The sequence below is a fragment of the Parasphingorhabdus sp. genome, assembly GCF_059726685.1.
This window is the reverse complement of sequence record NZ_AP041068.1, coordinates 1,752,123-1,765,797: the sequence shown is the minus strand read 5'-3', so window position 1 is coordinate 1,765,797 and position 13,675 is coordinate 1,752,123. Positions and strand designations below refer to the sequence as shown.

Genomic DNA, 13,675 nt, shown 5'->3' with positions numbered 1-13,675 from the left:
CTCATATTAGGTTCAGCCCTTTTTTGATATTGGCAGGTCTAAAGTTGTTCTTAGAGTTTGAAAAGAAACGAAAAATGAATTTTATGCGTACCCGATTTACCGGCAAACATGCAAAATTTGCGATTGCTGCCACCGCCGCTCTGTTGGCTGCGACCCCGTCATCAAGCCAGACAGTTTCGGACAATGCTGTTCCTCAAGCAGGCCTAAACATTCCCGAGCAACTCACCATTTTTGGTGAAGATAATCCTAACGTTCGGCGAGCAACCGCCTTGGTGAACGGGGACATCATCACCGGCACTGATGTCAACCATCGCCTTGCGCTGATCGTGGCGGCCAATGGAGGGGAGGTTTCCAAAGAAGAGGAAGACCGTCTGCGCTTGCAGGTATTGAGGAACCTAATTGACGAGACGCTTCAGATACAAGAAGCCGAAGCCAATGAAATCACCATTTCTCAAGCTGAAATCAACCAGACGTTCAATCAGGTGGCCCAACAGAATTTCAGACAGGATATCGACGCATTTGACGATTATTTGCGGTCCAGAGGCTCCTCGGCAAATACACTGAAACAGCAGATCAAAGGCGAGCTCGCATGGAGCCGCTTGCTACGCCGTAATATTCAACCCTTCATCAATGTCGGCGATGAAGAGGTAAATGCCATTATAGAGCGGTTAAATGCGTCGAAAGGGACGACCGAATATCGCATTGGCGAGATTTATATGTCAGCGGCCCCCGAGGCCGCCGAACAGGTTGCATCCAACATGCGCCAGATATTGGATCAGATCCGTCAGGGCGGTTCTTTTGTTGCCTATGCGCGTCAATTTTCCGAAGCTTCTACAGCTGTCACTGGTGGTGATCTCGGTTGGGTCCGCCCTGTACAATTACCCCAATCTTTGGCGGATGCAGCAGCACAGATGCAGATTGGCCAGGTGGTTGGTCCCGTTCAGGTTCCTGGCGGTTTCTCGATATTATATCTCATCGACCAACGTCAGATACTGACAGCCGACCCGCGCAATGCAGTCTTAAGCCTTAAACAGCTAGCCATCGGTTTCCCACCTGGAACGACCGAAGCACAGGCGACCAGTCGTGCAGCAGAATTTGCTACGGCTACCCAAAACATCAAAGGCTGTGGTGCCGCCAATGAAATAGCCGCCAATATCGGAGCGTCGGTGGTTGACAATGATCAAGTGCGTCTGAAGGACTTACCTGGTCCACTACAGAACACTATCGCCAACCTGCAGATTGGACAGGCCAGCCAGCCTTTTGGATCCGTAACAGATGGCGTACGTGTGTTAATCCTATGTGGCCGCGACGATCCGCAAACCGCAACAGCACCATCTTTTGACAAGATTATGTCGGATCTGGAAAATGAGCGGATCAACAAACGCGCGCAAATCTACCTGCGCGATCTGCGCCGTGACGCCATTATCGAATATAATTGAGGAATGCTGGGGTGAGAAAACCCTTTGCCCTGTCGTGCGGTGATCCTGCAGGAATAGGGCCCGAAATCATCTGTAAAAGCTGGCTTGAACGGGAAAATCTTGGTTTGAGACCGTTTTTTGCGGTGGGGAATTTTGAAGATTTCAAAGGACCGGATGGTAACGGGCTTTGCGGAGCGCCCGTTATCAAGATTTCCGATCCCGCTGAAGCCAGCGATCAGTTTGATACGGCATTGCCAATCTTTCATATACATAGTGGCGAGCCCACTGTGCCGGGGCGCCCCACTCTGGATGGCGCTCAATGTGCGTTGCATGCTTTGGAAATAGCGTGCGGTCTGGCGCGATCGGGGGACGCTGGCGCGGTTATCACAGCTCCAGTTTCCAAGTCGCAATTGTACAAGGTCGGATTCCGTTATCCGGGGCAGACCGAATTTGTGTCGGAGCGATGCGGTATCGCCCGGGAAAATGCAGTGATGATGCTGGCCGGTCCGTCGCTGCGCGTAGTTCCAATGACAACACATATAGCTTTGAAAGATGTGCCCTCACAGCTCAGCAAGTCACTAATAATCGCACGTGCCAAGGCGGCTCATAAGGCCATGATCAGGAATTTTGGCATAGAGAATCCGCGAATCGCCATCGCTGGACTTAATCCCCATGCAGGGGAAAACGGGAATTTGGGTGACGAGGAAAAACTGGTCATGGAACCCGCGATTGAAGAGCTTGGGGCGCAAGGTTTTGATGTGTCCGGGCCCTTGCCTGCTGATACCATGTTTCATGAAGAGGCCCGATCACGATATGATGTAGCTCTGTGCCCCTATCATGATCAGGCTTTAATACCTCTGAAAACACTACATTTTTTCGACGGTGTGAATTTGACACTCGGCTTGCCAATCGTCCGGACCTCTCCCGATCATGGCACTGCATTCGGGATAGCAGGACAAGGAATTGCCGATCCCCGGTCGATGATTGCGGCCATCCAGATGGCCGCCACCGCCGTTTCCAATCGCGAAAAATACGACCTTTGAACCACTCATCGACACAGCCACCATCCTTGCCTCCCTTGAGGGAGGTCATAAAAAAACATGGCCTGACCGCCAACAAGGCACTCGGCCAGAATTTCCTGCTTGATACCCAGCTATTGTCGCGCATCGCGGCAGTTCCAGGCGATCTGGAAAACGCCCAGGTGTTTGAAGTCGGCCCCGGTCCCGGCGGACTGACACAGGCGCTGCTGCAGGCGGGCGCAAAGGTGACAGCGGTAGAGCGAGATGAACGATGTCTGCCTGCTTTGGCTGATCTTGCGGATCATTTTCCCGGGCAATTGCAGGTTATCAACGAAGATGCCTTGAAAATTGACCTGTCGCAATTATTCGACGCACCTTTTCACATCGCATCCAACCTCCCCTATAATGTTGGCTCCGCGCTTCTAATAAAATGGCTGTCCAGTTCTGTGTGGCCGCCCGCTTGGCAATCCCTGACGCTGATGTTCCAGCGGGAAGTCGCCGACCGGATTGTTGCCGATGCGGGCTCCAGTGCATATGGGCGCCTGTCCATTTTGGCGCAGTGGCGCTGCGATGCGAAACTTGCAATGTCGGTCCACCGCTCAGCCTTCACGCCGCCGCCGAAGGTGATGTCGGCGATCGTGCATCTGACACCAAAAGAACAGCCCGACGGTGTAGACCCAGAGGTGTTAGCCAAACTGACGCAGACCACTTTCAGCCAGCGCCGCAAAATGCTGCGGCAAAGCCTGAAAAGCCTATCCGGCGGACTGGACGCGCTGAAAGACACTGGCATTGACGGCGCTCGCCGCCCTGAAACGGTCAGCGTGTACGAATTTGTAGCACTGGCCCGCTTTCTGTCGGCCTAGCTTACTGCTTTCAGTTTCCGGCGATAGGCGTGCAGCAAGGGTTCTGTATAACCGCTTGGCTGCTCGATGCCCTTGAACACCAGATCCCTTGCGGCCTGAAATGCCAGACTGCCGGCCGGATCACTCGCCATCGGCTGATACAACGGATCGCCAGCATTTTGACCATCGACCTTCGCCGCCATGCGCAGCAGCGCGGCATCAACTTGCTCTGCGGAACAGACACCATGCAACATCCAGTTTGCCATATGCTGGGATGAAATCCTGAGGGTAGCGCGATCCTCCATCAGGCCGACATCATGAATATCCGGAACCTTGGAACAGCCAATGCCCTGGTCAACCCAGCGTACCACGTAGCCCAATATGCCTTGCGCGTTGTTATCCAGCTCGCGTTCAATTTCTTCGGCCGACCAATTATGCCCCTCAGCCAACGGAATAGTCAGCAGCTTGTCCAGTGACGGTATCCCTTCACTTGCCACCTCTTTCTGACGTGCGAACACGTCCAGCCGGTGATAGTGAATGGCGTGCAAGGTCGCCGCCGTCGGGCTTGGCACCCATGCGGTATTTGCGCCGGTCATCGGATGACCAATTTTCTGCTCCATCATATCTGCCATCATGTCGGGGGCTGCCCACATGCCTTTGCCGATCTGCGCCTTGCCGGACATGCCGCAAGCCAGACCGATAGCAACATTGCGGGCTTCGTAGGATTGAATCCAGTCGCTGGATTTCATGTCTGCTTTTGCGACCATGGCGCCACCCTGCATGCTGGTATGGATTTCATCACCGGTACGGTCCAGGAAGCCTGTGTTAATAAACACAATCCGGTCTTTCACAGCCTCAATGCAAGCCGCAAGGTTAGCAGAGGTCCGGCGTTCTTCGTCCATTACGCCCACTTTTATCGTGTTACGGGCCAGCCCAAGCAGGTCCTCCACTGCATCGAACAGGTCATTGGTGAAGGCACATTCTTCCGGCCCGTGCATTTTCGGTTTCACGATATAGATGGAGCCGGCCTTGCTGTTGCGCAGCTCGCCCAACCCTTTCAGGTCATGCATCGCAATCAGGCTGGTAAATACGCCGTCGAGCAGACCCTCGGGCGCTTCTGACCCGTCGCTCAGCAATACGGCCGGATTGGTCATCAAATGCCCGACATTGCGAACAAACATCAGGCTGCGCCCCGGCAGTGTGAAAGCATTACCATCCTGATCGACATAGTCACGATCCGGGTTGGCACGGCGCTCAGCCTCTTTGCCGCCTTTCATAAATTTGGCAGCGAGATCACCCCGCATCAAGCCAAGCCAGTTACTATAGGCAAGAACCTTGTCTTCCGCGTCGACCGCAGCAACGGAGTCTTCCATGTCGATAATCGTAGTAAGTGCCGCTTCCAGATAGACGTCCGCAATATTCGCCGGATCATCCTTACCGATCGGGTGATCTGCATCAAAAATCACGTCAATATGCAAGCCGTTATGTTTGAACAGGCATCCCTTGTCATTCCATCCAACGCATTGCGAAGGATCTTTCAGCGGGATGCCGTTTTCTTTGACATTGGCCAGATCACTCCAGCTACCGTTCGACAGCGGCAATGTCTCATCTAGAAACGCCTTGGCCGCCTTGATCACCGCTGCACCGCGTACAGGGTCATAGCCGCCGGGTTGGGCCGGTGCCGCGTCCAGTGCGTCGGTGCCGTAGAAGGCGTCATAAAGGCTGCCCCAGCGCGCATTGGCGGCGTTCAGTACGAAACGATCATTCAGTGAAGGCACCACCAGTTGCGGCCCCGCCATTGTAGCAATTTCCGGATCTACATTTTCCGTTGTGATGGCAAAAGGTGCTGGCTCATCCACAAGATAACCGATCTCTTTCAGGAACGCCTGATACGCCGCCTGATCAATTGGTTTGCCCTTGTTGGCGACATGCCAGTCATCAATCTGTGACTGCAGTTTTTCCCGTTTGGCCAGCAGTTCAGCATTGCGCGGAGCAAAACGGGCCAAAAGATCAGCAAAACCAGACCAGAACTGATCCTGATCCACACCTGTGCCGGCCAGGGCGCGTTCATTGACAAAATCAAACAATAGTGACGAAATCTGGACACCGTTTTGATGGACATATTCGGACATGAAGGGTTCCTCTTGTTCAAAAACATAGCACGCCCCCGACATCATTGCCTGAGCGTAAAAGCAGATAATCCGGGGAGGAATCGGTCGCATCCTATGACGTGTGACTCGATTTTTGTAAATGCCGGAAATCAAATCCTTGCCGATGGCGTAAAGATGGTCCAGAAATTCTCACCCATGGTTCTGGATGAAAAAATAACACTACTCGAAACAAGCCTCGAACGAGCAGCAGACAGGCTTGGTGATATTACCGAGCCGGTGATGAAACGATACTATGACATACACCCCGAAGCCCGAGATTCTTTCCGTGAGCATGGCCTCGGAAACACAGTTAAACTCGAAGCCGAAATGGTGGAAAGCGTTGTCTACTGCTTGATGAACTGGCTAGAAAGTCCGCAGGAAATCCGCATCATGTTTGGCAGTACAGTCCCGCATCATGAGGAAACACTGCATGTGCACACTAACTGGTTTAGCGGGTTGGTCGATGCGGCGGTGCACGTCATTGCTGAAACGATCCCGGACACGAAGCAGGAGGAGCGCGATCTGTGGGAAGAAATTCACCAGGGCGTCAACGACCTGATTGCAGACGCCCGATATTAGACCTGCAGTTGTCGCTGGAAAAAGGTGACAGCGATTGATTACAAATGCTATCAGTTTCAAATGAAAGCAAATCCTCTTCCCGAAAGCGCTATTCTGGAAATTGCCGAAGGCTTGCCGCTTCTGCAACGCACGGAAACCTGGTCCAAAATCAATAGCGGCACCACCAATCTGGATGGCCTGAAAACCGTTGCTGGCCAGTTGGCAGATGCTTTTTCTGCCTTGCCTGGAGACATAAAACTGGTTGATCCAGATCCGGTCGACGCCGTACGCTCCGACGGTTCCATTGATCAGGTCCAGCGAGGTCAACACCTCCATGGTTCTATCCGTCCTGACGCACCTGTGCGGATATTGCTTACCGGCCACATGGATACTGTTTTCCCTGCCGATCACCATTTCCAAAATCTCGAATGGATCGAAGATGGCGTGCTCAATGGCCCCGGAGTGGCGGATATGAAGGGCGGACTGTCCGTCATGCTAGGCGCGCTGCAATTGCTGGAGCAAAGCGAACTCGCCAGCCAGATCGGCTATGACATCATGATCAACAGCGATGAAGAAGTGGGTTCTGCTTCCTCCTCTGCGCTAATTGAACGCTGCGCCAAGGACAAGGTCGCCGCCCTCACCTACGAACCTGCCCTGCCCGACGGCACTCTGGCCGGCGAGCGCGGCGGTAGCGGTAATTTCTCGATCATTTTTACAGGCAAAAGCGCCCATGCCGGCCGGAACCCTGATGAAGGTCGCAATGCGCTGGTCGCTGCTGCCGATATGACTCTGCAGCTTAAGGCACTGCACCGCGAAGGGTTGAGTGTTAATCCGGCCAAAATTGAGGGCGGCGGTCCCAACAATGCCGTTCCCGATCATGCCATTTTACGGGTGAATTTTCGACCCAAGACGTTGGCAGACCAGCAAGAGGCCCAAAGCACACTTGATAATCTGATCGGCATCATTGCCCGGGGTCATGATCTTGATGTGCATTGTCATGGCGGCTTTGGTCGTCCGCCCAAGCCGATTGACCCGCAGGCTCAAAAGCTGTTTCATCTAGTAAAAAGTTGCGGCGCGGATCTGGGGCTGGACATTAACTGGCGGGGGACCGGCGGTGTTTGTGACGGGAATAATATTACAGCTTGCGGTGTGCCGGTTGTTGACACAATGGGGGTACGCGGTGGCGCTATTCACAGCGCAGACGAGTTTCTGATCACGGACAGTCTTGTCGAACGCACACAGTTATCGGCGCTTACAATCATGCGTATTGCCGCCAAAGGGGGACTATGACGAATTTCAAAATAAGGGCGGCGCGGATCGATGATCTGCAGCATCTTTACGAGATGGCAAAGCTGACCGGCGGCGGGTTCACAAACCTACCCGCTGACAAAGACAGCCTGACAGCGAAGCTGGGTCGTTCCACCCGTGCTTTCGATCGGACGTCGGATGAACACGGTAATGACCTGTTTGTGATGGTGCTCGAAAATGTCGAAACCGGCGCGGTGCGCGGGACATCGCAGCTATTCACCATGGTCGGGCAAAGCTGGCCGTTTTATTCCTATCGCCTCAGCACCTTGTCACAGACCAGCAAGGAACTGGACCGGACTTTTCGCGCGGAAATGCTGACTTTGGTCACCGATCTCGAAGGTGCCAGCGAAGTTGGAGGCCTGTTCCTCCACCCCGGCGAGCGCGCGGGCGGACTGGGAATGCTCTTGGCACGCAGCCGTTATCTGTTCATCAAGGAGCACCGGTCCCGCTTTGGTGATCGCCTTTTTGCAGAATTACGCGGCGTGATTGACGAAGCGGGCGGTTCGCCCTTCTGGGATGGGCTCGCCGGCCGCTTTTTCGGCATGGGATTTCAGGAAGCGGACTATTTCAACGCTATCCATGGCAATCAGTTTATTGCCGACCTTATGCCCAAACATCCGATCTATACGGCAATGCTTAGCGAAACCGCACGCGCCGCTATCGGTATCCCCCATCCCAATGGCCGTGCTGCGATGCGGATGCTGGAGAACGAGAATTTCTCTTATGACGGCTATGTCGATATTTTTGACGGCGGCCCGACGATGATCGCCAAAACAGATGATGTGACCAGCGTAAAAAATGCCAAATCGGATGAGATCGTGGCCATCACCGCTTCGGGATCAGGCCTCAAGTCCATTATCTCTTGCGGTAGGCTTCACGATTTTCAGGCCACCTACGCTTTTATCGGTGAGGCAGAAGGCGGCGTGACGATTGATGAGGATGCCGCCGCCAGTCTGGGTCTGTCGGTCGGCGATACGATCGGGCATATTCCAAGGTAATCAGAATGACAAAAGTTCAGGAAATAAATTTCGACGGGCTCATTGGTCCCAGCCATAACTATGCCGGGCTCAGTCTTGGCAATATTGCCTCTTCAACCAATGCTGGCGAGGCATCTTATCCGCGCGAAGCCGCCTTGCAGGGCATCGCCAAGATGCGGCATAATATTGATCTCGGGCTGGCACAGGGCTTTTTCATGCCGCTGGATCGGCCCAATATAGCCTGGCTGGACCAACTGGGCACAACGATAGAAAGTTCAGAACCGCATGTTCGGGCCGCCGCCTCTTCCGCGTCATCCATGTGGGCAGCCAATGCAGCAACCGTCTCGCCCGCGCAGGATAGCGAAGACGGCAGGTGCCATTTGACGGTCGCGAACCTGCAAACCATGCCGCATCGCAGCCATGAATGGCCGGGCACTCTGGCGCAGTTGCGGCTCGCTTTTGCCAATCCGGATCACTTTTTTGTTCATCGGCCGATTCCCTCTCCCTTTGGGGACGAAGGCGCAGCCAATCACATGCGATTATGTCCCTCTCATGGCGAAGCGGGGATCGAGATATTCATCTACGGCAAAAGTGGCGGCCCCTTCCCCGCACGCCAGCATATAGAAGCCAGCAAGGCGGTGGCACGGAAGCATGGCCTGCAAGACGATCACGTCATTTTCGCGCAGCAGTCAGACAAAGCCATCGCCGCTGGAGCTTTTCACAATGATGTCGTTGCTGTTGCCAATGAGCAGGTGCTGTTCGCTCATGAGGACGCGTTTGAACACCGCGATGATTTTTACGACGAAGTACAGCGCAAATTCCCGCAGGCAGAAATAATAACAGTGCCATCTGACAAGGTAAGTCTGGCCGACGCGATCACATCCTATTTGTTCAACGCACAGCTGGTTACCCTGCCCAATGACGGCAGCATGGCTCTGATTCTGCCGACCGAAGCGAAAGACAATGAAGCGGTTTGGGCATACTTGCAGGAGTTGGTCGCCGGTAATGGTCCAATCCGCGAACTCTGCCCCGTCGATGTCAGGCAGTCCATGGCCAATGGCGGCGGTCCGGCCTGCTTGCGTCTGCGCGTTGTTGCCGATCTAGATGCTGTCGATCAGCGCTTCATTGCGACACCGGAGAAGCTGGACGCCATAGCCGGGGTGGTGGAACAATATTGGCCGAAAACCATCATGCCCGACCAACTGACCGATGATGATCTGCTCGCGAGAATTAAAAATGCGCGAAAAGCGCTTTTGGAGACATGTGCCCTGACCGAGCTTTCGAACTGAATTTCATACCTCAACTGTCGAGTTAACTTACAGTTAACTATATTGGCAATTGCGAAACTCCCACTTTTCTGGGCTTGGCACGGTGCTTGCTGCGTCTCTGCCATGTGGAAAAAATTCAAGCGCCTGTTCATCATCAAAACCAAGTTTGAAGCGTTCTTGATCATCTATGCACTGGCGACTGGTGCTGTCGCGAGAGGTCAGGACTATCTGATGCAATATCCCGGTTTTGGAGGAAAGCTGCTGTTTCTGGCCTGTACCGGTGCGGTTTTCATGGCCGGCGCCAAAATGCTGGATGCGATCGACTATCGCCGAGCCTATGGGCCAGATTATTAAGAAAGTCGGTGTTCCCCGACATCTCATGTGCTGCGAGATATTCGATCAGGGTACATCCAAAGCCATCCAGTGGTAAGCCGCTGTTGCTCGGCACCAAGTCACAATGAAAAGTGGGGGTTTCTGTTGCTCGGTACCCCCAAACCGCCGGTATCCCTTCTGTTGCCCGGTGGGTCCAACCGCGCTTTAACTTCTTAAGTTACAACCGTGAGGTCGTTGGCTTAAGCCGCTACTGCGAGTGCTTCGTTATCGTTTGCACTTATAGTTTTTGAGCAATCACGGCATACTCAGGCCGGGTAAAAATAATGCTTTTCAACACACGTCGATCCTGGTTCGGCCCCATCAGCAAAGATGTCCAAAAACATCTCAAATGGTGGAGCCGCCGGGTACTGCCCCCGGGTCCGTTGTGCCTATTGCACATCACAATTTATCACCATAGTCCACCGAAGCGGACAGGCCCTATATAGGCGCTTAATTCTGAATGAAAAGAGAATGACGCAAAAATATGGGCGCGGATATTGCTATCCACGCCCATAGATATACCGTTTAAACACCTGATTTAGCGTTTATTTTTTCAGATTATCACGAATTTCAGTCAGCAGATCAATTTCGCTTGGGCCGGAAGGCGCTTCTTCCTCTTCCTTCTTCGCCATCACTTTGTTGGCATAGCGGACGATCATGAAAATGATGAAAGCCAGTATGATGAAATTGATGACCACAGTCAGAAACTGTCCCCAACCCAGCATGGGTACTCCCGCTTCTTTCAGCGCTGCATAGTCGGTAGAGCCAGCCAATTCGGCTGGTGGCGTGCCAAGCAGGATGAACATTTTTGAGAAATCAGGTGTACCTAGAACCGCGCTAACGATCGGCATGATGACATCTTCGGTCAGTGATGTTGTGATGGTCGCAAAAGCAGCACCGATGATGACCGCAACTGCCAAATCCAGCACATTGCCTTTCAGGATAAACTCTTTAAATTCTGCAAACATAGCAATACTCCTCTTCCCCGTAAGATGACGGCTAAATGCCCGAAAACCTCTGATTTGTCGAGGGAAGTCATTGCATTTACCCGCTTTCATTCCTATTTTTACATTTGATGAGGCGATCAATTGGAACGTGGGAGAAAATCAACATGCGTGGCAAGTTAAGTAAATTTTTGATGGTACCGGTTTTGGCAATGGCGCTGAGCGCTTGCGGCATTAACAGCGTGCCTACAGCCGAAGAACAGGCCAAAGCGAAATGGGCCGATGTCGAGAGCACCTATCAACGCCGCGCTGATTTAATCCCCAATCTGGTTGAAACGGTCAAAGGTTTCGCAGCTCAGGAACAGGACACTCTGACCGCTGTGGTGGAAGCACGTGCGAAAGCGACATCTATCCAGGTCAGTGCCGATGATTTGGGTGATGCTTCAAAAATTCAGGAATTTGCCGCAGCGCAGGGTCAGCTTTCACAAGGTCTGGGCCGCTTGCTGGCAACTGTAGAATCCTATCCTGACCTCAAATCCAATCAAAATTTTCTGGCTCTTCAAAGCCAGCTTGAAGGTACAGAAAACCGCATCAATGTGGCCCGCCGGGACTATAATGAGGCGGTCCGGCAATATAACACCACCATCCGGACCTTCCCCGATATTATCGGTGCCAAGATCATCCACGGTGCAGAACCAATGGAGCCATTTACGGCGACAACCGAAGGCGCCGACGAAGCGCCAACTGTAGCGTTTTAAATCGCAATGCGATATCCCCCCCACAGCGTTGTCGCAGCAATTTGGGCTGCCTTGATTTTGTCGATCACCGCCATCTCAGTACCTGCGGCGGCCCAAAACTTCCCTGAATTGAGCGGTCGTGTGGTCGATCAGGCGGATTTGCTTGATCCGGCGCAGGAGGCATCCCTGACGGCTAAACTGGAAGCCCTTGAGGCCAACTCTACCCGGCAACTGGTTGTGGCTACAGTTTCCAGTTTGGACGGCTATGATATTGCCGATTATGGTTATCAGCTCGGCCGATCATGGGGCATCGGGCAGGATGGCGACGGCGAAACGGAAAAAGACAATGGCGTCATATTGCTGGTCGCCCCCAATGATCGCAAGGTCCGCATAGAAGTCGGCTATGGATTGGAAGGCATAATGACTGATGCGCTGTCCAGCATGATAATCCAAAATGACATCTTACCACAATTTCGAAACGGCAACATGCCGGCTGGCATTGAAGCTGGCGTTGACCGGATCGCGATGCAGCTCACACTGCCCGAAGAAGAAGCACGCGCCTTTGCATCACAGGCAGTGGTTCAACAACGTGAGCGTTCCAATGATGGCGAAGGCGGTTTGATCATATTCTGGATCATTGTCGGAATAGTCATAATCGTAATGTCCATATCCGGTTCCCGTGGCGGCAGGCGTTATCGCGGCGGCTCTGGCCCCGTTGTTATCTGGGGCGGTGGTGGCTCCAGCGGATGGGGCAGTTCCAGCGGCGGATTTAGCAGCGGCGGCTTTGGCGGTGGCGGTTTTAGCGGCGGTGGCGGCAGTTTCGGCGGCGGCGGCGCATCGGGGGGATGGTAATGAAAAAGGTCAACCAACTTTCCGAAGCCGATCACAAGCTTGTTACGGCAGCAGTCAGCGAAGCAGAAAAATCCACTGACGGAGAGATTGTCACGATCGTGACCGATCTGTCAGACAAATATCATGATGCCGGGCTGCAATGGGCTATTGGTATCACATTCTTCTTCTTGTCGACGCTCGCTGTTTTTCCGGCCTTTTATCAATCAATAATAACGGGCCTATTCGGTGGCTGGGAACAGGATTTCACCACCGCGGGTGAGCAAATGGCAGTGCTCTTCATTGCCAGCGTTACCCTGTTTCTTGTGATGCGCTACCTCTTTGCCTGGATGCCGCTGCGACTATTGGTGACGCCGAAAAGTACCAAACAGCGCCGCGTGCGCAAGCGGGCGATAGACTTTTTCAAAGTAGGTGCAGAGCGCAGAACTATGGGCTTGACTGGAATATTGATCTACGTTTCCTTGAAGGAACATCGTGCAGAAATTGTTGCCGATCAGGCCATCGCGGAAAAAGTCTCTCCCGAAGTCTGGGGCGAGGCCATGGTTGCGCTGATCGATGAAGTACGCGCTGGCCGACCTGGCGAAGGGATGGCAGCGGCCGTCAAGCATGTCGGCGTGGTGTTGAAAGAGCATTTTCCCAAAACTGACAAAAATCCCAATGAACTGCCAGATCGGTTGATCGAAATTTGAGTAGCGGAAATTCCGACACGCCGGATTCCGGTGCCCCTGTCGAAACCATGTGGGAAGGCCGTTTTATAACGGCCAAAAAACAAGGTCGATGGGAATATGTTTCCCGCAGTCGCGGTATCCGGGCTGCAGTCATATTGGCTATCGATGAAGGTCATGTCCTGTTGGTCGAACAATATCGTGTGCCATTGGGTAAGAACTGCATAGAACTTCCGGCAGGCCTAGTTGGCGATCATGATGATAATATCGATGAGGACGCGTCTTTAGCAGCCATTCGAGAGTTGGAGGAAGAGACCGGTTACCGGGCCGGAACAATGGAAAATTGCGGCGAATTTTATTCTTCGCCGGGCATGGTATCAGAGAGCTTTTCGCTATTCAGGGCACATGGTCTGAGCAAAGTCGGCGAAGGTGGCGGCGTGGACGGTGAGAATATCATTGTCCACCGCATCGCTGTTGAAGAGCTTGATGATTTCATTGATCAAAAACGCGCTGAAGGTGCTGCAATTGATGTTAGGCTGCTGTTACTTTTTCAACCGAAATAAGAGCA

General features: G+C 53.2%; 14 protein-coding genes and 1 other RNA gene. 12 read left to right on the top strand and 3 right to left on the bottom strand.

Annotation, left to right across the window (positions count from 1 at the left end):
• The first annotated feature begins 74 nt into the window (after nucleotides 1-74).
• Genes AC6I9Z_RS08790 through rsmA form a run of 3 tightly spaced genes read left to right on the top strand, consistent with a single transcriptional unit; the run spans nucleotide 75 to nucleotide 3,300 of the window.
• On the top strand, nucleotides 75-1,439 hold the full coding sequence (locus tag AC6I9Z_RS08790) for a peptidylprolyl isomerase (RefSeq protein WP_461455299.1): 1,365 nt from the start codon (nucleotides 75-77) through the stop codon (nucleotides 1,437-1,439).
• Between the two features lie 11 nt (nucleotides 1,440-1,450).
• On the top strand, nucleotides 1,451-2,461 hold the full coding sequence (gene pdxA, locus AC6I9Z_RS08785) for a 4-hydroxythreonine-4-phosphate dehydrogenase PdxA (RefSeq protein WP_461455297.1): 1,011 nt from the start codon (nucleotides 1,451-1,453) through the stop codon (nucleotides 2,459-2,461).
• Nucleotides 2,462-2,487: 26 nt separating this feature from the next.
• Nucleotides 2,488-3,300, top strand: coding sequence for a 16S rRNA (adenine(1518)-N(6)/adenine(1519)-N(6))-dimethyltransferase RsmA (gene rsmA / locus AC6I9Z_RS08780; protein ID WP_461455295.1), 813 nt, complete (start codon nucleotides 2,488-2,490; stop codon nucleotides 3,298-3,300).
• On the opposite strand, the gene AC6I9Z_RS08775 is transcribed toward rsmA, so the two are convergent.
• Nucleotides 3,297-5,411: a malate synthase G gene (locus tag AC6I9Z_RS08775; protein ID WP_461455293.1), complete on the bottom strand. Its 2,115-nt coding sequence runs from the start codon at nucleotides 5,409-5,411 to the stop codon at nucleotides 3,297-3,299. The genes rsmA and AC6I9Z_RS08775 overlap by 4 nt on opposite strands.
• Nucleotides 5,412-5,504: 93 nt before the next feature.
• On the opposite strand from AC6I9Z_RS08775, the gene AC6I9Z_RS08770 reads away from it, so the two are divergent.
• From AC6I9Z_RS08770 to AC6I9Z_RS08750, 5 genes are all read left to right on the top strand, one after another.
• Nucleotides 5,505-6,008, top strand: a complete 504-nt coding sequence (locus AC6I9Z_RS08770; protein WP_461455291.1) for a hypothetical protein — start codon at nucleotides 5,505-5,507, stop codon at nucleotides 6,006-6,008.
• A 60-nt stretch (nucleotides 6,009-6,068) separates the two neighbouring features.
• Nucleotides 6,069-7,277 carry a hydrolase gene (locus AC6I9Z_RS08765; protein WP_461455289.1) on the top strand — a complete coding sequence of 403 codons (1,209 nt, stop codon included), beginning with the start codon at nucleotides 6,069-6,071 and terminating at the stop codon, nucleotides 7,275-7,277.
• Nucleotides 7,274-8,293, top strand: a complete 1,020-nt coding sequence (locus AC6I9Z_RS08760) for an arginine N-succinyltransferase (RefSeq protein ID WP_461455287.1) — start codon at nucleotides 7,274-7,276, stop codon at nucleotides 8,291-8,293. Before AC6I9Z_RS08765 ends, AC6I9Z_RS08760 begins: the two co-directional genes overlap by 4 nt.
• Nucleotides 8,294-8,298: 5 nt before the next feature.
• Complete coding sequence (locus tag AC6I9Z_RS08755; protein ID WP_461455285.1) at nucleotides 8,299-9,561, top strand: N-succinylarginine dihydrolase; 1,263 nt, start codon at nucleotides 8,299-8,301, stop codon at nucleotides 9,559-9,561.
• A gap of 102 nt (nucleotides 9,562-9,663) precedes the next feature.
• On the top strand, nucleotides 9,664-9,894 hold the full coding sequence (locus AC6I9Z_RS08750; RefSeq protein ID WP_109357439.1) for a hypothetical protein: 231 nt from the start codon (nucleotides 9,664-9,666) through the stop codon (nucleotides 9,892-9,894).
• A 145-nt stretch (nucleotides 9,895-10,039) separates the two neighbouring features.
• On the opposite strand, the gene ssrA is transcribed toward AC6I9Z_RS08750, so the two are convergent.
• Nucleotides 10,040-10,383, bottom strand: a transfer-messenger RNA (tmRNA) gene (gene ssrA, locus AC6I9Z_RS08745).
• Between the two features lie 74 nt (nucleotides 10,384-10,457).
• A complete protein-coding gene (gene mscL / locus AC6I9Z_RS08740) occupies nucleotides 10,458-10,880 on the bottom strand; it encodes a large conductance mechanosensitive channel protein MscL (protein ID WP_109357440.1) in 423 nt (140 codons plus the stop codon).
• A gap of 143 nt (nucleotides 10,881-11,023) precedes the next feature.
• Here mscL and AC6I9Z_RS08735 point away from each other — a divergent pair, with 143 nt between their 5' ends.
• From AC6I9Z_RS08735 to AC6I9Z_RS08720, 4 genes are read left to right on the top strand one after another with little or no spacing between them, the layout of a single operon-like run.
• Nucleotides 11,024-11,614 (top strand): LemA family protein, encoded by a 591-nt coding sequence (locus tag AC6I9Z_RS08735; protein WP_109357441.1) that lies wholly within the window; start codon nucleotides 11,024-11,026, stop codon nucleotides 11,612-11,614.
• 6 nt (nucleotides 11,615-11,620) lie between these two features.
• Nucleotides 11,621-12,445 (top strand): TPM domain-containing protein, encoded by an 825-nt coding sequence (locus AC6I9Z_RS08730; protein ID WP_461455282.1) that lies wholly within the window; start codon nucleotides 11,621-11,623, stop codon nucleotides 12,443-12,445.
• On the top strand, nucleotides 12,445-13,131 hold the full coding sequence (locus AC6I9Z_RS08725; protein WP_461455280.1) for a TPM domain-containing protein: 687 nt from the start codon (nucleotides 12,445-12,447) through the stop codon (nucleotides 13,129-13,131). The genes AC6I9Z_RS08730 and AC6I9Z_RS08725 overlap by 1 nt, the downstream gene beginning before the upstream one ends.
• Nucleotides 13,132-13,178: 47 nt before the next feature.
• Nucleotides 13,179-13,670, top strand: a complete 492-nt coding sequence (locus tag AC6I9Z_RS08720; protein ID WP_461456879.1) for an NUDIX hydrolase — start codon at nucleotides 13,179-13,181, stop codon at nucleotides 13,668-13,670.
• Nucleotides 13,671-13,675: the final 5 nt, after the last annotated feature.